The organism is Mesorhizobium sp. WSM4808 (genome assembly GCF_055811675.1).
Genome location: NZ_JBVVQX010000008.1, coordinates 196212 through 215314 on the forward strand (window position 1 = coordinate 196212; position 19103 = coordinate 215314).

General features: G+C 60.6%; 20 protein-coding genes. 10 read left to right on the forward strand and 10 right to left on the reverse strand.

Translation table 11 applies throughout. The features are described 5' to 3' along the window. The 4 genes from AC0L2U_RS16735 to AC0L2U_RS16750 all read left to right on the forward strand — a co-directional run. On the forward strand, positions 1–574 hold a 574-nt coding region (locus AC0L2U_RS16735), incomplete at its 5' end, for an ATP-dependent Clp protease proteolytic subunit (RefSeq protein WP_473602244.1). Further along, positions 535–669, forward strand: coding sequence for a hypothetical protein (locus AC0L2U_RS16740; RefSeq protein WP_473602246.1), 135 nt, complete (start codon positions 535–537; stop codon positions 667–669). The genes AC0L2U_RS16735 and AC0L2U_RS16740, both read left to right, overlap by 40 nt. A 403-nt stretch (positions 670–1072) precedes the next feature. Further along, positions 1073–2356, forward strand: coding sequence for an SDR family oxidoreductase (locus AC0L2U_RS16745; RefSeq protein ID WP_473602247.1), 1284 nt, complete (start codon positions 1073–1075; stop codon positions 2354–2356). Continuing rightward, the gene (locus tag AC0L2U_RS16750) at positions 2356–2838 is read left to right on the forward strand and encodes a DUF2269 family protein (RefSeq protein WP_473602249.1); all 483 of its coding nucleotides are present in this window, start codon (positions 2356–2358) and stop codon (positions 2836–2838) included. Before AC0L2U_RS16745 ends, AC0L2U_RS16750 begins: the two co-directional genes overlap by 1 nt. Positions 2839–3147: 309 nt before the next feature. Here the strand turns inward: AC0L2U_RS16750 and AC0L2U_RS16755 are convergent, their stop codons facing one another. The 5 genes from AC0L2U_RS16755 to cphA form a co-directional block, all read right to left on the reverse strand. Next, positions 3148–4137, reverse strand: coding sequence for an alpha/beta fold hydrolase (locus tag AC0L2U_RS16755; RefSeq protein ID WP_473602250.1), 990 nt, complete (start codon positions 4135–4137; stop codon positions 3148–3150). A 125-nt stretch (positions 4138–4262) separates the two neighbouring features. Beyond that, positions 4263–4799 (reverse strand): cyanophycinase, encoded by a 537-nt coding sequence (locus AC0L2U_RS16760; protein WP_473602251.1) that lies wholly within the window; start codon positions 4797–4799, stop codon positions 4263–4265. Between the two features lie 14 nt (positions 4800–4813). Next, positions 4814–5086 (reverse strand): hypothetical protein, encoded by a 273-nt coding sequence (locus AC0L2U_RS16765; RefSeq protein ID WP_473602253.1) that lies wholly within the window; start codon positions 5084–5086, stop codon positions 4814–4816. After that, the gene (locus AC0L2U_RS16770; RefSeq protein WP_473602254.1) at positions 5083–5985 is read right to left on the reverse strand and encodes an isoaspartyl peptidase/L-asparaginase family protein; all 903 of its coding nucleotides are present in this window, start codon (positions 5983–5985) and stop codon (positions 5083–5085) included. Before AC0L2U_RS16770 ends, AC0L2U_RS16765 begins: the two co-directional genes overlap by 4 nt. Continuing rightward, positions 5985–8765 carry a cyanophycin synthetase gene (cphA, locus tag AC0L2U_RS16775; protein ID WP_473602256.1) on the reverse strand — a complete coding sequence of 927 codons (2781 nt, stop codon included), beginning with the start codon at positions 8763–8765 and terminating at the stop codon, positions 5985–5987. The genes AC0L2U_RS16770 and cphA overlap by 1 nt, the downstream gene beginning before the upstream one ends. Before the next feature lie 663 nt (positions 8766–9428). On the opposite strand from cphA, the gene sdhD reads away from it, so the two are divergent. After that, entirely contained in the window at positions 9429–9818 is a 390-nt protein-coding gene (gene sdhD / locus AC0L2U_RS16780; RefSeq protein ID WP_473602257.1) for a succinate dehydrogenase, hydrophobic membrane anchor protein, read from the forward strand. A gap of 75 nt (positions 9819–9893) precedes the next feature. On the opposite strand, the gene ctaD is transcribed toward sdhD, so the two are convergent. Beyond that, a complete protein-coding gene (gene ctaD, locus AC0L2U_RS16785; protein ID WP_473602311.1) occupies positions 9894–11552 on the reverse strand; it encodes a cytochrome c oxidase subunit I in 1659 nt (552 codons plus the stop codon). Between the two features lie 332 nt (positions 11553–11884). Here ctaD and AC0L2U_RS16790 point away from each other — a divergent pair, with 332 nt between their 5' ends. Beyond that, positions 11885–12691 carry a DUF2243 domain-containing protein gene (locus AC0L2U_RS16790; protein ID WP_473602258.1) on the forward strand — a complete coding sequence of 269 codons (807 nt, stop codon included), beginning with the start codon at positions 11885–11887 and terminating at the stop codon, positions 12689–12691. An 878-nt stretch (positions 12692–13569) separates the two neighbouring features. After that, a complete protein-coding gene (locus AC0L2U_RS16795) occupies positions 13570–13872 on the forward strand; it encodes a hypothetical protein (protein ID WP_128290261.1) in 303 nt (100 codons plus the stop codon). Between the two features lie 154 nt (positions 13873–14026). Here the strand turns inward: AC0L2U_RS16795 and AC0L2U_RS16800 are convergent, their stop codons facing one another. Together AC0L2U_RS16800 and AC0L2U_RS16805 are read right to left on the reverse strand one after the other, a co-directional pair. Continuing rightward, complete coding sequence (locus AC0L2U_RS16800; RefSeq protein WP_127321696.1) at positions 14027–14215, reverse strand: DUF3606 domain-containing protein; 189 nt, start codon at positions 14213–14215, stop codon at positions 14027–14029. Positions 14216–14349: 134 nt separating this feature from the next. After that, entirely contained in the window at positions 14350–14490 is a 141-nt protein-coding gene (locus AC0L2U_RS16805; protein ID WP_164895841.1) for a hypothetical protein, read from the reverse strand. A 181-nt stretch (positions 14491–14671) separates the two neighbouring features. On the opposite strand from AC0L2U_RS16805, the gene AC0L2U_RS16810 reads away from it, so the two are divergent. From AC0L2U_RS16810 to AC0L2U_RS16820, 3 genes are all read left to right on the forward strand, one after another. Further along, on the forward strand, positions 14672–15475 hold the full coding sequence (locus tag AC0L2U_RS16810; RefSeq protein ID WP_348639556.1) for an ATP-dependent DNA ligase: 804 nt from the start codon (positions 14672–14674) through the stop codon (positions 15473–15475). Positions 15476–16608: 1133 nt separating this feature from the next. After that, positions 16609–16842, forward strand: coding sequence for a hypothetical protein (locus tag AC0L2U_RS16815; RefSeq protein ID WP_473602260.1), 234 nt, complete (start codon positions 16609–16611; stop codon positions 16840–16842). Between the two features lie 152 nt (positions 16843–16994). Then, positions 16995–17198 (forward strand): hypothetical protein, encoded by a 204-nt coding sequence (locus AC0L2U_RS16820; RefSeq protein ID WP_473602262.1) that lies wholly within the window; start codon positions 16995–16997, stop codon positions 17196–17198. A gap of 245 nt (positions 17199–17443) precedes the next feature. Here the strand turns inward: AC0L2U_RS16820 and AC0L2U_RS16825 are convergent, their stop codons facing one another. Together AC0L2U_RS16825 and AC0L2U_RS16830 are read right to left on the reverse strand one after the other, a co-directional pair. After that, the gene (locus AC0L2U_RS16825) at positions 17444–18397 is read right to left on the reverse strand and encodes a LysR family transcriptional regulator (protein WP_473602263.1); all 954 of its coding nucleotides are present in this window, start codon (positions 18395–18397) and stop codon (positions 17444–17446) included. After that, a complete protein-coding gene (locus tag AC0L2U_RS16830) occupies positions 18394–19065 on the reverse strand; it encodes a FadR/GntR family transcriptional regulator (protein ID WP_127807849.1) in 672 nt (223 codons plus the stop codon). Before AC0L2U_RS16830 ends, AC0L2U_RS16825 begins: the two co-directional genes overlap by 4 nt. Positions 19066–19103 lie beyond the last annotated feature (38 nt).

Below are 19103 nucleotides of genomic sequence, written 5' to 3' on the forward strand. Positions count from 1 at the left end.
TCCTCTCCCCCCCTTCGGGTCCCGTTTTTCTTGGTGCGCGCACACCAACAACATCACCCCCCCCCACCCCGGCCCCCCCGGGGCCCCCACCACACCCACCGACCCGGCTCCTGAGCTGGCACGGCTGCTCTTCGAGCCGAACATCTCCATCAACGGGCCCATTGGCCAGAATACGGTGACTTTCTTCCTCGGACGGCTGGAAGAAGTTCGTCGCAGCGGCCAGGACATGCTGATGGAGTTGAACACCAGCGGCGGCGATGCCGATGCCGCGCGTCGCATCGCACTCGAAATCCGCCTGTTCCGCCTGCATTCAGGGCGACGCGCCTATTGTGTCGGCAAGACGCAGGTCTACTCGGCGGGAGTGACCATCTTTGCGGCGTTCGACCGGCATTGCCGCTTCCTGACGGAAGACGCGGTTCTGCTCGTGCATGAGCGGCGCATGGACACAAGCCTGGCGCTCAACGGCCCGATGCGGTCTGCATCCAGATCGTGCGCGAAGAACTCGCCTTGCTCGAAACCGCCGAGCAGCTCGAAATGGAAGGCTTCAGGGAACTGGTCAACGGAAGCTCGCTGACCGCCGAAGAACTCTACCGGCGCGCCACCAACAATTGCTATATCCATGCCGAGGACGCGTGTCGGTTGGGGCTCGTCGCCGAAGTGCTTGGCTAGGCCGATTGGTCGGTTGTGCAAAGCCCGAACCGTTTGGCTTTGCCAACTCGGACTTGCCACCCTTCAGACTTGACAGTTTTCAGACTTGCCGAGCAAAGTTTTGCAGGAACAGCGTGGCAGCTTAGGATGAGCACCCGATGATGGGCACCAGAGGAACAACCAACCCGAGTCCGCGCTCGGCGCCTTTGCTCCAGGACAAGGCCGCGCGAACAATGATGGGAGCTCTGGGCGCAGTTGCTTCCAGCGCCGCGCGGACGCTTGCTTCAATCAGCCCTCACCTGGGCGACCAGGTCTCGGACCGCCCGATCGAGTGGCCGGGCTGCGAAGACAGCTTTGTGGCGTCGTCCGGCTCCGCGTCCAGACAGGTCGAGGCGCGCCTGCCGTCCCAGTTAGGGCACGCGGGATGAGGGTTCTCGTCACCGGCGCGTCGGGTCTGATCGGAACTTCGCTTTGCGCGCGCCTGGCCGCCGATGGATATGAAATCGTTCGCGTGCTGCATCGTGCCGGCACCGCGCCCTTCACAGGCTTGCCGCCTGTCTTGCTCGACATGGCAAAGGCGCGGACGCAGGACTGGAGCCCGCATCTGTTAGGTATCGATGCGGTCGTTAACTGCGCCGGCGTGCTGCAGGACAGCACGCAAGAAAGCACTGGCGGTGTGCATGCGGGCGGCGCATCGGCACTCTTTGCCGCCTGTGAGCAGGCGGGCGTGAGAAAAGTCATTCACTTCTCGGCAATCGGGGTCGATCGGCTGCAGCCGTCCGCCTTCTCGGCCACCAAGCTGGCTGGCGACCAGGCGTTGATGGCGCGCGATTTGGACTGGGTCATCCTGCGCCCGTCGGTCGTGCTGGGCCGGCCGGCGTTCGGCGCCAGTGCGCTGTTTCGCGGACTGGCCGCATTGCCGCTGTTGCCGGTGATGCCCAGCACGGGTCGGCTTCAGGTCGTACAGTTGGACGACGTGATCGCCACTGTCCTGCATTTTCTCCGGCCCGATAGCGCATCGAGCATCGCGCTTGACCTTGCCGGACCTGAAGCGCTGCCGATGAGCAAGGTGGTTGGCCTCTACCGCTGCTGGCTCGGGTCGAGACCGGCTGGAGAGTTCACTCTGCCCGGAAGCGTCGCGGCCGGCCTGTACCGGATCGGCGATGCGACGGCTCTGCTCGGCTGGCGCCCGCCGATGCGCAGCAATGCGGCCAAGGAAATCGTGCGGGGCGCTGTCGGCGACCCGCACCCGTGGATCGCAGCGACAGGCATCCAACCATCCAGCCTCGAAGCAGCGCTAAAGCTCAATCCCGCGACGGTGCAGGAGCGATGGTTCGCCCGTCTCTATTTCGTCAAGCCGGCGATCTTTACTGTCCTGCCCTTCTTCTGGATCATGACGGGTGTCATTTCCCTGACCACTGGCTGGCGCCGCGGGGTCGACTTGCTGGTAGGCACTGCCATCGGTCCGCTGGCGGAACCGGCGGTCATCGCCGGAGCGCTGGCCGACATGGCGGTCGGCGCGTTGATCGCCTGGCGACCGACCAGTCGGCTGGGTCTGTTCGGGGCGATCGCGGTGGCTCTTTTCTATGCGATCGCGGGGACCATGCTGCGGCCCGAGCTGTGGAACGAGCCGCTCGGCCCTTTCTTGAAGATCCTGCCGATCATTGTTCTGCATTTTGTCGCGCTGGCAGTCCTGGAGGAACGCTGATGAGCTACTTCATTCTCAAGTTCCTGCATGTCGTCGGAGCGGCGGTGCTGCTGGGCACTGGCGCCGGTATCGCCTTCTTCATGCTGCTCGCCCATCGGACCGCAAATTCCGCAACCATCGCGGCGGTCGCACGCGTCGTCGTGATCGCCGATTTCATGTTCACTGCAACCGCCGTCATCGCCCAACCTGTCACCGGTGCGTTTCTCGCGTGGCATTCCGGCTATTCGCTGACCGAGGGGTGGATTGTGCTTTCGATCCTGCTCTACCTCATCACCGGCCTGTTCTGGCTTCCAGTCGTGTGGATGCAGATCCAGATGCGCAATCTCGCTATGCAGGCCGCGGCAGCGAAGCAACCTCCACCACAGCGCTATAACACCTTGTTTCGGCTCTGGTTCGCGTTCGGCTTTCCTGCCTTCGCGGCTGTGCTCGCCATCTTCTGGCTGATGATTTCGCGACCTTCGATCGATTGGTTCGCCTTGTAGCACCGGACTTCGTCTCCCTCGTCACGGTCTGCAACCGTTGCGCCTAGCAAGTTGGGCGGCGATGGACGCCAGCCGCAGACTGCCTCGTTCCGTTCTTGCATATTGGGTGGCAATGGTTGCACAGGTCCCCGCTCATCGCCCGAGCACCTCTGTGGCGCTTCATGAGGCGGTTCGGCGGGTTGGTGTCGGGAGAAATCGGAATCTTTTGTAGGCTCTCAGCCTGCGGGCACCCGGCGAACCGGCTCCGCGCAAGTACCCCTGCCCTGCCCTGCCAACACGACAAACCGCAGGCTGCCCTGATCGATGATGTCAGCGCGCAGCTGGCGAGAGCGCGTCGCTGCTGCCTCCGTCTTTTGGTGGACGAGGCATACAGGTGACCTTGTCGATCATTCGGAGCACCGCCTGCGGGTCACTGTGGTGAGCCATGTGCCCGGAATTCGGGATTATTTCTATCAGTGATCCATAAATTTCGGCATGCAAGCGTTCCGCTTCACGCCGAGCGTCGAACAGCCTGTCCCCTGCTCCAGCGACGATTCCGGTCGGCACGTCGATGTCCCGATAGCAAGGCTTCGTGAACAGCGCCGCGCCGAGCATCAGGGCTGTCTCCACACAGACTGAGCGCAACTGAGAGGGGCGGCTGGCGACCTCCTTTGTGCTCACCGAAAAAACGTTCGAGATCGGCCCAGGCCGGAATATCTTTCGCATGGTCGACGGCCAGCCGAGCCTTACTGCGAGCGGCAGCAAGGTGTGACGGAATGCCGAGCCCATCAGCGGTACGGCCGGTAGTGCTGCAAGAGCGAGATCCAGCCTCGGTGAGGGATAGTAATATCCAGAGACGAGGACCAGGCCGGCGACCGAGGGAGCGTGCCTGCGGGCCATCTCCAGCGCGATCCAAGCGCCCCAGGAATGTCCGAGCACGAGGTATTTGTGAATGCCTAGTTTGGCGGCGGCCTCGTGGAAGAGATCGGCCTGCTCGCACGCCGACCAGCGCTTTCGAGCCGGTCGCGAGCTTCCGCCGAAGCCTGGCCGGTCGAAGGCGAGGACCCGATGCTTGGCACTCGCCAGGTCGAGCACGCCGCTGACCGCAAAATCCTCCGCAACCGAGCCATTGCCATGCAACAGGAGCAAAGGAGGCCCGCTGCCTTTCTCGATGATACTCAGGTCCACCCCATCGATCCTCAGAGTGCGTCCCTTCAAACGGGGAGCCAAGGCCTTCCTGGCGCGTGCGTTATTGTATGCCGCCAGCGAGAGGGCGGCAGCCGCAAACAGCGTGGCGAGCTTTATCCGGTTTGAAAACATACTGACTCCTGCGCTGGGTCTGCACGGTGGCCATCGTTGAGCGCGTCGCGGTTGCGCATCGGCATCGGCGTCGCCAACTCGGTTAGCCAGTCCCGCCGTAGCTTTGCCATCCGGGTGTCAAAGCCTCACGGAACCCCGACCGGGCGTCGCATCGCGAGATCGAAGGCATCGCCGGAGCTCAGCACGTGAACCCTCAAATCATGGATGGAAAGGGCGGCATCAGGTTCACCTTCCGCGATGTTGGAATGCGTGACGCCGGCTGCATCAACCAGATAGACAGCGCCGCTGCCGATGACCTTGAACATCTCGCCATTCACCACGATCGCCGTGTCTTCATCAATGCCGATGCCCAGGACCCGTGGGTTCTGCGACACCGCTCCGATGAGCCGCCCGATGCGGCCCCGCTCCGCAAAGTGCTGGTCGATGATGACATTCGGCAGCAGGCCCAACCCCGGCGCCATGCGAATATGGCCGATCCGAAAGGACGCAGCGTTCGGCCCCTTCACCATCATGGTATCGCTCATGACCGACGCGCCCGCGGAGGTGCCGGCAATTATGCCTCCGGCTTCATAGATTTCGTGCACCCGCTCGTCGATGGGGGTGTCGCCGATCTGGCTGGTGATGCGGAGCTGGTCGCCACCGGAGGAGAACACAGCGCTCACGTTTGCGAGCGCGCTTATTTTTTTTCATGAGCCGCCTCGAGACGGTCGTTGACGTAGAGCTCGACGACTTCCTTGATGCCCAACTCGCCGAAGGACTTCTGATACTTCTCGAGATAGCCATCCGGCTCATGCGACGCGATGGTGGCAAGCACCAGGCGGCCGTTCGGAACCAGGCTGGCGACCTCCTTCAATATGACGCGATCGCCGTCATGGTCCTCGTGGCCACCGATGATGACAAGCGTTCCGGCTTTGCCATTGGAGGGGCGCCTTTTCTTCTTGTCGGTCATCTGCCCTCGTCTTTCTTGCGCAGGAAGACATGCGGATGGTTGTCCTCGCTGGTCATGAACGCGACTGCAAACTCCCGGCTGTTGTGCGCCCACCCGGACTTCCCGGTTGGGGTAAGCACGATGGCTCCCGCTTCACCGCCGATCGCCTCAACCTCCCTGAGGGAGGGCTCCAGCACCTCCTCCACGCCCGCCATAGCTGCCCGTCCGGCGGAAAGTGCGCGCCGCGCGGAAAGCGCCTGCATGACGCGAGCGGCGAGAGCCTTTCGCGCGATATGCTCGCCGTCTCCCGAAAAGGCCACGGCGCCCAATTGGTTGTCGGCGTAGTAGCCGCAACCGGGTTGCGGAGAATCGCCCACTCTGCCCGGAGCGCTGCCGTCCAGTCCCCCGGTGGAAGTGCCCACGGCGAGATCCCCATACTGGTCAAGGGCAACGACACCGATTGTATCCTTCGCCTCCGACTTGCTGGCGAAACCGCGTTGCTGCGGCGTGACCAAGTCAGCCGGATCGCAAAGCTCCAGTTGTTTATCGGCGGCGAAACGCCTGGCGCCGTCCGACGCCAGCAGGATTGGCTCCTCATGCAGCATGGCCTTGGCGACACTGATGGGATGGCGCACGCCCTTGATCACAGCGACGGCGCCCACATTGAAGTCCTTGCCCTCCATGATGCCTGCGCACATTTCGACCTCGCCGTCCGAATTGAGGGCACTGCCATATCCTGCATTGAACGTCGGGTCCGTCTCGAGGACACGACCGGCGGCGTCCACCGCATCGACTGCAGTTCCGCCGCCGGCCAGGACGGCGCGACCGGCCTCAAGCGCCTTGATGCACCCGTTGCGATGCGCCTCCTCCTCTTCTGGATCGATCTCCTTGGCGCCGCCGTGCAGGATGAGCGACCACATCAGCCAGCCCTCAGATGGCGAATATGGGTCTGATCGGGCCCTCGCCGAGAAGGTGCCGCGCCCTCAAACCCGGTCACCTGGCTCCAGACCGCCTCGACGTCGTCGACGGTGAGCACGACAAGGTCTTTCTCCCGAGCAAGCTGGAGACACACTTCGACAGCCTCTTTTTCGGGACAGACGGCTTGTATGCGCCCTGGAGCGCAGCCGGCGTTCAAGGCGCCTTCCCGCAGCAAGCCGGCGATCGTTCCGGGGGCTCGGCCGCGCAGTTCATGTTCATCCTCCTTGAAGACGATGACGTCGAATATTCGCGAAGCCACCGCCCCCATCTCGCGTATGTCGCAATCGCGGCGGTCGCCCGGTATGGCGACAAGGCCGATCGTGCGCTGATACCCGCGCTTCATATGGGAAACGAGCTTTCCCAGCGCCTTCAACCCCTCGGGATTGTGCGCGTAGTCAACGATCGTGCGGAAACCATGCCCGTCGAAGACGTTGAGGCGACCGGGAGAATGCTCGAACGAGGTGGTGAACTCGGCCAATGCAGCGCGGATAGTTGCCGCAGGTACGTCGTGGCAATGTGCCATCGCAACGAACGCCAAGCTGTTGGCGACGTTGAATTCAGCGGACCCCTCGAAGGTCGCGGGAATTTCGTCGACGTCCATCAGGAACATCGACTCCCCATCCTCGTGGATGACGATGTCCCAACCGTCCCTGCTGCGCTCCCGCGTCACGGCGCGGCCGCCTTCCGCCACGTGGCTGCACAGGAAATCGGGCCAGTCGCTCCTGTTCGCCAGCGAGAAGTAGCAGATCCTGCCCCCGGCGTCGCGCGACATCGCGGAGGTGTGAATGTCGTCGGCGTTGAGGATGCTCCACCCGCTGCGGCGGACCGACTCGACGACCACCGACTTCACTTCCGCCAGGTCCTCGATAGTGTCGATGCCTCTCAGCCCCAGATGATCGCCATGGACGTTCAGCACCGCGCCAATGTCGCACGCGTCGAATGCAAGGCCTTCGCGCAGGATGCCGCCGCGTGCACATTCCAGCACAGCGACATCGACACCTGGCTCGCGCAGCACGATCCTAGCGCTTTGCGGACCCGAGCAATCGCCTGTCATGATCCGCTCGCCGTTCAGGTAGACGCCGGTGGTCGAGGTGAGCCCGACTGTTGCACCATTCGCATGCAGAATGTGCGACAGCATTCTGGCGGTGGTCGACTTGCCGTTTGTCCCTGTGATCGCGAAGAATGGAATGCGGCCGTCCTTGCCACCCTTGAAGAGCAGATCGAGCACCGGCCGTGCGACATTGCGGGCGCGGCCCGAGGACGGTTCGAGATGCATGCGAAACCCGGGACCGGCATTCACCTCTATGATGCCGCCGCTGGTCTCGCTGACCGGCCGCGAAATGTCAGGACAGACGAAGTCGATCCCCGCGATGTCGAGACCGACGATCTGTGCCGCCCGCCTGGCGATCAGCGCGTTTTCCGGATGGATTTCATCAGTCCGGTCGGTTGCCGTCCCGCCGGTCGACAGATTAGCGGTGGGTCGCAGGAGCACCATTTGACCCGGCGCTGGAACGCTCGAAAGCGTGAGCTGCGACTTTGACAGGAAATGCTGGACACATTCGTCGATCTCGATGCGGGTCAGCACCGAAGAATGGCCCTCTCCCCGTCGCGGGTCGCGGTTCGTCTGCTCGACGAGTTCGGCGACAGAGCTCCGGCCATCGCCGACGACATGTGCCGGGACCCTCTCGGCAAGCGCCACCACCTTTCCTCCGATCACCAGGATCCTGTGGTCCGAGCCGACGAAGTGCTGCTCGACGATCACGCTGCGACTGTGTTCTCGCGCCTGTTCGAAGCCCCAGCGGACTTCGTCCTCTGTTGCGAGGCCGATGTTGACGCCGCTTCCATGATTGCCGTCCAGTGGTTTGGTGACCACAGGGTATCCGAGCCGTGCCGCTGCCGCGACAGCGTCCTGCGCCGATCGCACCAGTTCCCCGCTGGGGACCGGCAGCCCGGCCTGCTGCAGCAGGAATTTTGTCAGGTCCTTGTCGGAGGCGATTTCGGTCGCGATCTCAGAAGTGAGGTCGGTGCAACTGGCGCGGATGCGCTTCTGATGCTTGCCTTGGCCGAGCAGCACCAGGCTGCTGTCATCGAGCCGCGCCGCGGGAATCCCCCGTCTCTCGGCCTCGCGCACCAGAGAGGCGGTCGTGGGGCCCAAGGCACGCTCGGCGGCGCGAGCCTTGAGCTGCTGCAGCCTCACCGCGAAATCGAATGGCCCTTCCATTTCGGCAATCTCGTCGAGCCCCTCGAGGCCATGCAGATTGCCCGGCAGGAGACTATCCACCAACTCGAGCGCAACTCGTCCGGCGAGCAGCCCCACAACCTCATCATTGTAGGCGAACATGACGTTGTAAGTGCCCGGACTGCCTTTGACCGAACGTGTCTTTCCTCGTGTCACCGGGTGGCCCAGCATGCTCTGCAGTTCCAGGGCGACGTGCTCCACGACGTGGCCGAGCCAGGTTCCTTCCTGCATACGGCGGACGAACCCGCCGGCGACGCCATAGCTGCAGCCATGGCCCGCAAGGCCGGGCAACAGGCGAACGATGTCATCGGTAAACCCGGGCAGCTTGTCTGTCGGGAACGCTTCAAGGGCTCCGAGGTCGATCTGGATCCGGACCATTGGCGTCATGCTGTAAAGATGAGGTCCGCGGAACACGCGGGCGTCCACGACACGGATGCTGGTGCGAAAACGCGCGGCGTCTTGATGAATTTCGTTGCCCGACATAGTCCGTTCTCCTGACTAGCCCCGCAAACTTCTTGAGGATCGATAAGTTCCCGGCTACGAAACGCAAATCTTTTTGCCCGATCGAGAAACAAAAGCGCTTTTAACATATGTTGGCCAAAGAACAGATTCTGGTCATCTTACCTGCCGCAAGGGGCGGGCCAAGCATTGCGCCTGCTTGTTCCTAAGCGTAGCCCGGCACGCCGCGGCCCATTGAAGGCAACCCCCGACCTACCGGACTGTGCAGAGATCCCAGCTGCCGAGTGCCGGGCGCCCGGCTCGGGCTCGTGGCGACCGCTTTGAGGCCAGCATCGAGGCGTTTGAATTTTATACGCCGGGCGGCAACTAGGGAACATTTTCAAATGCACTGTGTTTGGCGCCACCCTCGCACACCGGAACTACAGCCATGCAGAGTCGGAAATTGGTAAAGGCAGCGCTGGTCAAAGACGCCGCCCGCCTCAGCATCTCGCTCCTTGAAAGCGAGTTGTGGAAAGCTGGCAGACCCAGGAAGAATGGATGGCGTTCAGGATACGAGCCCACCACCCAAAAAGCTCGCCTTGCCAAACTGGAGAACGTGCTTGCGCACTATCCATCCGTGACGCGAGCCCGGGCATTGGACAGCAACAGCTTGAGATACGGGTAACCAGGTGAGTTAGGGGAAGCAAGATGGCTGACAGACACTCGATCAGAACTCCGTTAGCTCGAGTGCGGGGCCTTGGGTCGGCGAAACACGGAACCGAAACGTTCATGCTGGAACGACTGACATCTGCTGCACTTTTGATCCTCGTCATTTACATCGTCGCGGTCGTTATAAGGCTGATCGGAGAGCCTCGAGATGTCGTCATCCGCGCAGTCGGATCGATCTATGTCGCACCCGCCCTCATCGCCTTCATTCTGGTGAACTGCGTCCACATGCGGCTGGGCATGCAATCGATCATCGAAGACTACTGCCACGCCACCGTGCTGAAATCTGTCCTGCTGATCGCCAACTGGTTGTTTTGCTGGACAGTAGCCCTCGCCAGCTTTTTCGCCGTGCTGGTGATCAGCTTCCGATAGGCGGATTCACGAACAGCGCGGCGCGGTTCCAACTCAGCGCCGATCCCGTTATCTGTCGCGCACGGCGAGCCGTCTTCATTCTATTTTCGGCAGCCTGTCCCATTGATGGAAAGGCGGCGGAGAGGTCAATTCCCATTCCAATGTGGTGGCTCCCGGCCCCCAAGGGTTCATGCCGGCGGCCCTTCGCCGGTGGAAAGCCTCCACGATGCCGGCAAGGAAAATCAGGACACTCGCGGCCGACAGATACGATCCAAAGGAGGAGACCATGTTCCATCCGGCAACAGCGTCGGGATAGTCGATATAGCGACGTGGCATGCCGGCCATCCCGAGAAAGTGGTGGGGGAAGAAGACGAGATTCACACCGACGAAGGTCGTCCAGAAATGGATTCCAGCCAAAAGCGGATTGTACAAATAACCTGTCATCTTCGGAAACCAGTAATACCAGCCCGCGAAGATGCCGAAGATCGCACCCAACGAGAGAATGTAGTGGAAGTGTGCGACGACATAGTAGGTGTCGTGCAATTGGCGGTCTAGGCTGGCATTTGCAAGCTGTACGCCGGTCACGCCTCCGACAGTGAACAGGAATATGAAGCCGAGCGCCCACAGCATCGGGGTGCGCAGGCTAAGAGAACCACCCCACATGGTCGCGATCCAGGAGAACACCTTGATCCCAGTCGGCACCGCGATCACCATCGTGGCGAAGGTGAAATAGCGCTGCGTGTCCAGCCCTATTCCGCTGGTGTACATATGGTGGGCCCAGACGACGAAGCCGATCGCTCCGATCGCGACGATCGCGTAGACCATCCCCAGATAGCCGAAGATCGGCTTTCGCGAAAATGTCGAGATCACCTGGCTCACGATGCCGAAGGCCGGCAAGATCATGATGTAGACTTCCGGATGGCCGAAAAACCAGAAGAGATGCTGGTACAGGATAGGATCGCCGCCGCCGTCCGGCGCGAAGAATGTCGTGCCGAAATTTCTATCGGTCAGGAGCATCGTGATGGCCCCTGCCAGGACAGGCAGGGCCAGCAGCAGCAGGAATCCGGTGATGAGGATCGACCACACGAACAGAGGCATTTTATGCAATGTCATCCCTGGCGAGCGCATATTGAAGATTGTGGTGATGAAATTGATGGCGCCTAATATCGAAGAGGCTCCCGCGATGTGCAGAGAAAGAATGACCAGATCAACGGAAGGACCGGGATGGCCGGAGGTTGAAAGGGGCGGGTAGAGGAACCAGCCGGTCCCGGGACCGTAGCCGCCGGGGACACTGGGCATGAAGATCGACAACAGAAGCAGCATCAACGCAGGCGGCAGCAGCCAGAACGAGACGTTGTTCATGCGTGGGAAGGCCATGTCCGGGGCGCCGATCATGATCGGAACCATCCAGTTGGCGAATCCACCGATCAGGGCGGGCATGACGGTGAAGAAGATCATGATCAGCGCGTGCGCCGTGGTGAACACGTTATAAAGTTGCTTGCCGGCATCTATGGCCGCGTCGCCTTGGTAGCCGTAGATCATCGATGCCAACCCGGGGAAAACCTGGATCCCGGGTTGCTGCAGTTCAATTCGCATGCCCACCGACAAGAGCATGCCGATGACCCCCGCGAAGAAGGCGAAGATCAGGTAGAGGGTTCCGATATCCTTGTGGTTTGTCGAAAACAGCCAGCGGGTGATGCCCCGCGGCTTGTGGTCGTCGCGGCTGCTCGGAGCCGCCGCCGAATATTCACTCATGAGCGTTCTCCGCTTCAGCCATCCGCCAACAGGGCATCCGAACCATGATGTCAGTTGATTGTTCCCTCCCCAGAACGCCCGACGCGAGGGAACATACGGCAGAAGCCGAGGTTCGGGTCGGGCGCGGCCTGTCCCTGCGCGGTTGAAGGATCGACATTCCATGCTGGCAGTCATTGCTGGGACTTTGGTTCTGACGACAGTGGTCGGCGGGCTGATTACGGCCTTCTGGATCGAGGCCCGTCATGATCTCCACGACCCGACGGCGGACAGGGCGATGCACCTGGAGTTGCTAACCAGACTTGGCTCTCCGGCTTCGGCGGAGTCGTCCTGATATGGACACCATCACCGCGAAACTCGATCCGAGAACGAGAGTCGGCTGGCTTCTGCTCGGCTTCGCCCTGGGCGGTTTCTTCGACGGCATCGTCCTGCACCAGATTCTGCAATGGCATCATCTTCTCTCGGGCCTCGCCGACCCGGCGGGTTCCGACCTGCGCTTCCAGATCATGGCCGACGGCCTCTTCCACTTGTTCATGTACGTGTTCGCCGTTGCCGGCACGGTGCTACTGGTGGCGGCGAGGGCAGCAGGCGGGCGGGCCGGAACGACGACCGAGATCCTTCGGCTAGCCTTCATCGGGTTCGGCGTCTGGCATCTGGTGGACGCCATTGTGTTCCATTGGCTGCTCGGCCTGCATCGGATCAAGATGAACAGCGACATGCCGCTCGCCTGGGATATTGGGTGGCTGGTTATCTTCGGAATCGTGCCGCTGCTGTTGGTGCTGGTGCTGCCCAACCGCGGTGGACCGGCACGCGGTGCCTCGGCGGCTCTGACCAGCATCGTCCTGCTTGCAGGACTGACTGCGGGTGCCGGCCCGCTCTTCAACGGTGCCACCACTTCCGTCATCGTCTTTCGAGCTGGGATGGAACCGGCCGGGATGATGCAGGCGGTTCAAGCCGCCGACGCCGACCTCAAGTGGGTCGACGCCAGCGGCACCATCTGGGCCGTCGATAGAGTCTCATGGCGCGGGTTGATGACCCTGCACGCGCGCGGCGCCCTGGTCGTCGGCACAACGCCTGTCATTGCCGGATGCCTCGCCTGGACCGATGCCGCTGGTGCGAGCAGTCGCTCCGGCCAGCAGTGAGGCATCCTGGCCCGCTTCCGGAAGGTGGCGGGCTTTTTGTCGGCCGATTGCCACGCCTGGTCGAAGGCAAAGAGTGGCACATTGCGGATTGGCAAATTAGATCGAAGAAGAAGAGCTATCAGAAGCCCGCATTCACCAAAAGTGAGCGGCTGTCGTCGGTGACGGCATCGCCCAGTTCATCCGGGGTCTCCGGGATCATCGATTAATCAAGAGAATTGCAGCTTGGAAGCCCGCTGCTGAAAGGTGGCGGGCTTTTTAGTGCATTAGTGGAACCTGATATGTCGCGGCAGGTTGGAACCGGCGGCAGCGTCCCCCGCTGCCGGGCCGAGGCCCCAAGCCTTGGCCGGGTCCGCCTCTGCCCGCCAGTAGGGGCGGACCCACTGCAACATGGCTCCGAAAATGAAGTTTGGATCGCTCTCGGTTTCCCTGGCCGTGGATAACACCGGAAGGCCCGTTACTGCTCCCTCAGTGGCGGGTTTTTCAATGGCAGGTTGGCCGGTGAAGCATCACGTCCCGGTTCTCAGGAACCCGTAATGCTACCCTGAATTGCTGGATTTCGCTGCCCTTTGGCATCGCAGACCGTGCATATCAGATCGAGACGGGAGCCAGCCCCAGAACGGGCCAGCTCTGCCAGGATTTCGGTCAGTGCATCGGTGTCGGAAAGTTCGAAGCCAGTTCACTGACGGTGGAACAAAACTGCCCTGTCGAACTTTGGTCGTCGCACTGCTCCCGGTGCTTTCCCCCATGAGAACTGCCCGCTGGCTCCGGCCGGCGGGCTTTTTGCGTCATGTGCTGGGCGATTCTCGGACCCCATTCGTTGGAACCGCCGCTTCAATGCGAAGTTAGGTGCCCAAGGACATTCAAACATGGAGTTGATCATGAAACAGCTACTTTTCGCGTCCGCCATTGTGGCACTGTCAACTGGGTTGGCCTTTGCCCAATCGAGCAACACCACCGGTACTGGCGGGTCATCCACGACGACAACCAAGACCATGCCGAGCACTACGACCGACCAGGGCACGGATTCGACCACCACGAGTGGAACGAACTCGAACTCCGCCAAGGACTGCGCTCCTGGTCAGCAAACTGGCAGCGCCAAGCAGGCCGCGCCAGGCCAGCAGGATACAGACGCTAACTCGGCCGCTCCTGGCCAGATGAAAAAGACCACGGACGGCTGCTGAGCGCGCTTTCGGAACCTTTGCCCCTGTATCAGGTTGGTACAAGCGGTCGATTCCTAGGATGTAGCCGCACATATAGCCCGTCGTGCAAGGCCAGCACGGCGGGTCTTTCGCACGATACGAGCGGTTTAGCCTTGGGATTGGCTACGTTAGCTCGTCATCGACTGCCTAGTGCTTTCGCTTCGCGCTCCAGCGTCTCACGGTCGTTGCCGTGCTTTTTGATAAGTTCCCGGACTTCAGGGATGGTAAGCTGGAATTTGCTGGCGAGATAGCCGACCTCGTATTCCTCGTCGCCCGATACGCGGTCGCGGTCACGAAAATCGCGCTTGCTTTTGTCATCTGGCATGGTTGTTCCTCCTGAGAGGAGAACAGCGAAAGTAGCGCCGGGTTCCACGTAAGGACGGGCCAGCGCTTGTCGCAGAGTTGGCCTGCGCCGGCTTGATTCTGCCTGCACGGGTTCCTTTGTTGCTCGAGAGTCTATCAATCTTGTATGGCGGCCTCGACCAAACGCCGTATCCTGCCGGAACGCTCAATGTTTTGAGCCACCATCTCTTTCGAGCGCTGAATCGCGAGCTCGGCCCGTTCCAGGCGTTGCTTGGCACTGGCGACTTCGGCCTCCATCGCGATTCCCTGGCGTTTCGGGATGTTTGTCATGAGATTGAAACACAGGGAGGACGGAATCGTTCCCTGACGCCGGCCGAAACGGGTGTGGCATGAACACCTGCCCAAGTGCCTGGTGCATTCCTTTGCAACTATTTTAGCCTATTCTAATTTAAATTCGGTCAGTCCGAGTTTGCGTATGTTGAAGTTCATCCGGCCGATGTTCCCCACGCTTGTCGAGGTGCCGCCGACAGGGGACAACTGGATTCACGAAATCAAATATGACGGCTATCGTACCCAGGTGATTGTTGAGGACGGCAAGGCCAGAGCGATCACGCGAAGGGGCTACGACTGGTCATCGACGTACAAGACGATTGTCGAGGCGGCGGCAACCATTCCGAAGTCGGCAATCATCGACGGCGAGGCAATCGTCCTTAACGAGAAAGGCGTGTCGGATTTCCATTCGCTGCGGTCGGAGATGCGATGGGCGCCGGATCGGATCATCTTCGTTGCCTTCGATCTGCTGCACCATGACGGCATCGATCTGCGTCGCGAACCGTTGCTGGCACGTCGGGAAAAGCTGCTCGAACTCGTCGGCACCGCTAAAGGCGTGATCCAGTACAGCCACCATGTGCATGGCGGCGGGGCTGACTTTTATGCCGCGGTTGATCGGATTGGCCTAGAGGGCATGGTGTCGAAGCGGGAAGAGAGCAGCTATCGGTCAGGCGACACCGAAGCCTGGGTGAAAACGAAATGCTACGAAGAAGTCGACTTTGAAGTTGCAGGCGTGCAGCGAACGCCCGGTTCGGCTCCACTCGCCTTGATGGCAACCCGCGATGCGGAACGCCGCTACGTCGGCTCGGCAAACATCGCCCTGACCAAAGCCATGCGGGAACGCCTCTATGCCAAGGTGCAAGAGGGGAAAGGCGCGCCACCGAGGGGCGCCGACAAGCCCGACGCCGAATGGATCAAACCTGGCCTTGTCGGACGCGTGAAAGACCCTTAAGCGCGAAAATAAACTACGCCACGCCACGCTGCGGGCGATCCGGGAGGCAAAGGCATGACGGGCCGACGCGGCGACGCATCGCCCACAATGCACATCTCGGGAAGCGACCGGTGCGAGGGGTGGCCGGCGCCTGTGGCGGGTTTGTTGGGACGTTAGGCGCCGGCCGGGCGGGCGGAGGTGGGCCGCCGCAAGCTCAAGCTAATATATCCCCGACTCTCATGCCTATGGTGCTATCGCGGAATGGCCTGACGGGCAGTCTAGGCCAACAGGATTAATTGCTGCGCTTTCATTCTGCCAGTAGCTTGCAGGCCTGGTCATTTAGCCCCAGATGAGATCGGCACGCTCACCGTTACCGGTGCGTGGTAACTTGATCGTGCCGACCTCACCTTTGACACATGGAACCGATGCCCCTGTGGCAACCGAGCGAAGCTCTGGCCAACGCGATCATTGAGACCGTCGAGCGTCTGACGAAGGAAGCCCGCCGCTGAAGGACACGGACAGCGACGGGCCTTGCACCAGAGCTTGGACTTGAGGAGGGGACATCTCAACCAAGCACATTTCCAACTTCAATTGCGGATGCTTGTTCCAGCCCTACGAGAAAGATTTAGCGCTAGCCGACGTCTGACGAAGTAGGCCCGTCACTGGACTTCAGGGAAATCAGTGACGGGCCTCTGCTAGGGTGTTTCCACGAGTTATCCTTGCACTTGGATGAGACTGCAAGGAGCCTGTTCCGCATTCTCCGTGGGCAGTTGCTTGCCTTCTCAGGGCGCGCCAGAGCTGAGTTCCAGATACGGACGGCAAAAGTCAAGCCGCTCGGGAACGACACAGCTTGGCACATGGCCGCCCGGGCGGCGGAATGCGATGCCGAGGCGAGAGTCATCGAAGGGATCATCCATCGCCAAAAATCATGACGAACAGCATTCTTAAGTCGGTAGAGATAGAGGCCGTTTAAGGTAGTGCAGTTTCCGGCCCATCCTAGCGTGCGCTGGCGTCTCGGAACACACGCCGGCGCCTCCAAAGAAATTTGTACGATTTTTACCAAGCGCCTCCTTGTACGCAAATGATAATGACCGTTGCTGGCTTTGGAGCCATTCTTCAGCACTCAAGATCAGCATTATTCAAAGGACGTTCATATGAATTTCCCCATCGGCGGCGAGCAACCTATTTTCCCCGAGGAACTGGGCACGCTGAGGATTGTATTCTCGCAGCTTTGTGAGGAACACGAGATTCTAACCACTTCCGGTGAGGCCGGGGAACTCGCCTCAGAGTTGGTCCGACTGTTTCAAACAGGCATCAAAGACGAGACTGTGCTGATGGTCTTGATGCGCGCCAGGTTGAACCACTGGCAGGCCCAGTCCGTAGGCTAGTCCGGTAAAGTGGTTCCAGTGACACGGTGGGTGGTCAGTTTTGACCACAGCCGTATGGAGGAAAATTTATGTTGTACCCTGGTCACTGCCTTGGTCCGTGCGAGATTGAAATGTTGTCTCGCATTTGCCGGACTGTGTGCGACGAGAGCAAATTGCCGCTTACTTCGCCCGATGCCGAAGAAGCGGCTTCTCACCTGCTAAAGCTCTTTATGAACGGCCTTACCCGCGAGGAGGAACTGGTTGATGCGGCCAGGAACCGTATGAAATGGCTGCCTCGAGCTCATACTTTTCAAAAGGCGACGCTGCCGCACTTCCAAGCCGTTAGTCACCCCGACATCAGCCAGGAAGTGGCTTAGCCGGTCACGAATGCGGGCAGCCCCTGCCAGGCCGAGTTGAGCCAGGAATTTCGAAACTCCGCTGAGCACATTGGTTCGTGGGGCCTCGAACTTGTAGCGGTACGAGGACACCTCAACCGGCTGATGGATACCCCCAAACTGGTACGCTACCTCGCTCATCATTTTCCAAAGCAACTCGCTCAATTCCAAGGCGTTTTGGAAACGGCTTGAGTTCCCAGTGCGGCCGCAGGCGCCGCGCCGGCTGCCTAGCGTCGTTCTCTAGCCGCCCTCTGAGAAATCTCATCCTTCGCAGGAGCGGTGGAAAAGGCCGCGATAATCGCCTCGAGCGACACGCTCAGAGCATTCGAAAAGGTCCTGCCCTTCTGCCAAATCGCGACGTAATGATAAAGAGCTGACGGTTCCACCGGTTTTGCTTCGAGGTTAAACGCTTCGTATTCACGCGCAATGATTTCATTGGTTATGGAAATGCCTAGGCCAGCCGAAACGTATCCGGCCTCGTGACCGTTGCAGTCGAATTCCACCAGTATGTTCGGCTCAACGCCGGCGAAGCGCAACGCATTGAAGTTCATCTGGTGGGCGGCGAACTGGGGATCGATATCGACGATCGTTTCGCCAGCCAGGTCGTGCGCCTGGATACAGGTCTGTTGTGAAAAGCGGTGGTCGGGATGAAAGATGCACACGTTGCGCGCCGACCCGAGCGGCGCCCATTCAAACAGACGTGGGTCCAGCGGCAATCTCGAGATCCCCAGATCCGCGCGACCGGCCAAGATATGCTCGCCGATCTGGTCGTAGCTTCCAGAAATTGACCGGACGTTCGAAGCGGTCTTTGCGTGGATAATCGCCACCACCTTGGGCAAGGTCACGAAACCGAAAACAGAAGGTGCGGCAATCGCAATCCTTTGCTTCTCCTCGTTCTTCATCGCGAAGATTGACGCTTCCAGCCGATCCAGGGACGTCAGGGCAAGTTCAACGCTTCGCGGGAGCTCCCAGGCTTCCTGCAAGGGGACGATGCGGTTGGCTAATCGCTTGAAGAGGGTGATGCCGAGCGTGGTCTCGAGTTGCTTCACATGTTGACTGACAGCCGGCTGGCTTATCCCGAGGGCTGCCGCTGCTCGCCTTGTCGAACCGGCCCGTAACACAGACTGAGGGGTCGAGGAGACAATCGAATGGCCAGGCACGCTGACTTTGGCCGACTTCAACGTCCCAGAAGGTTCTTCTCGACGGTCCTGAGATGAACCAGCATCGCTGTCTTGGCGCCATCGGGATCGCGACGGAGCAATGCATCTAGAAGCGCCTGATGTTCCTCGCAATACACTTGGCGGCGCTCTTCGGAGAATGACCGCTTTTTCATCTCGAACCAGGGCGACTGGTTTCGGATCGCACGCATGAGATTGTGGATTTCCTTCAAAAAATCATTGCGGCAGCATGCGAACAAACGGTGATGGAATTCCGCGTCCCAATGCTCGAAGGTGGGCATGTCTTGCGACTCGCAAGCGGTCTTGTGAGCTTCGCGAACAGCGTTGAGGTCTGCCGCACTTGCATTGGTTGCGGCAAAAGCCGCGGCAGTTGGTTCCAGCAATTGCCTGATTTCCATCATATCAGCCGGGCTGGTGCCCTCCATCCGCGCCACCGTCGATGCAATCGACAAGGGATTTGTCGCGGTTAGAAATGTCCCACGACCGACGTGGCGAACAACCGTTCCATCACCTTCCAGGAAACCGACGGCGCGCCGCACTGTGTTGCGCGCCACCCCAAACTCGACCGCCAGATCACGCTCAGGAGGCATCCGCCCGTCCTCAAGCCATTCGCCGGATGAAATCCGCTTCTTGAGCATCAAGGCAATATCGTTCGCAACGAGCTTCGGCATATCAAAACTTCTATCTGATCCAATCGTGGACCAATACT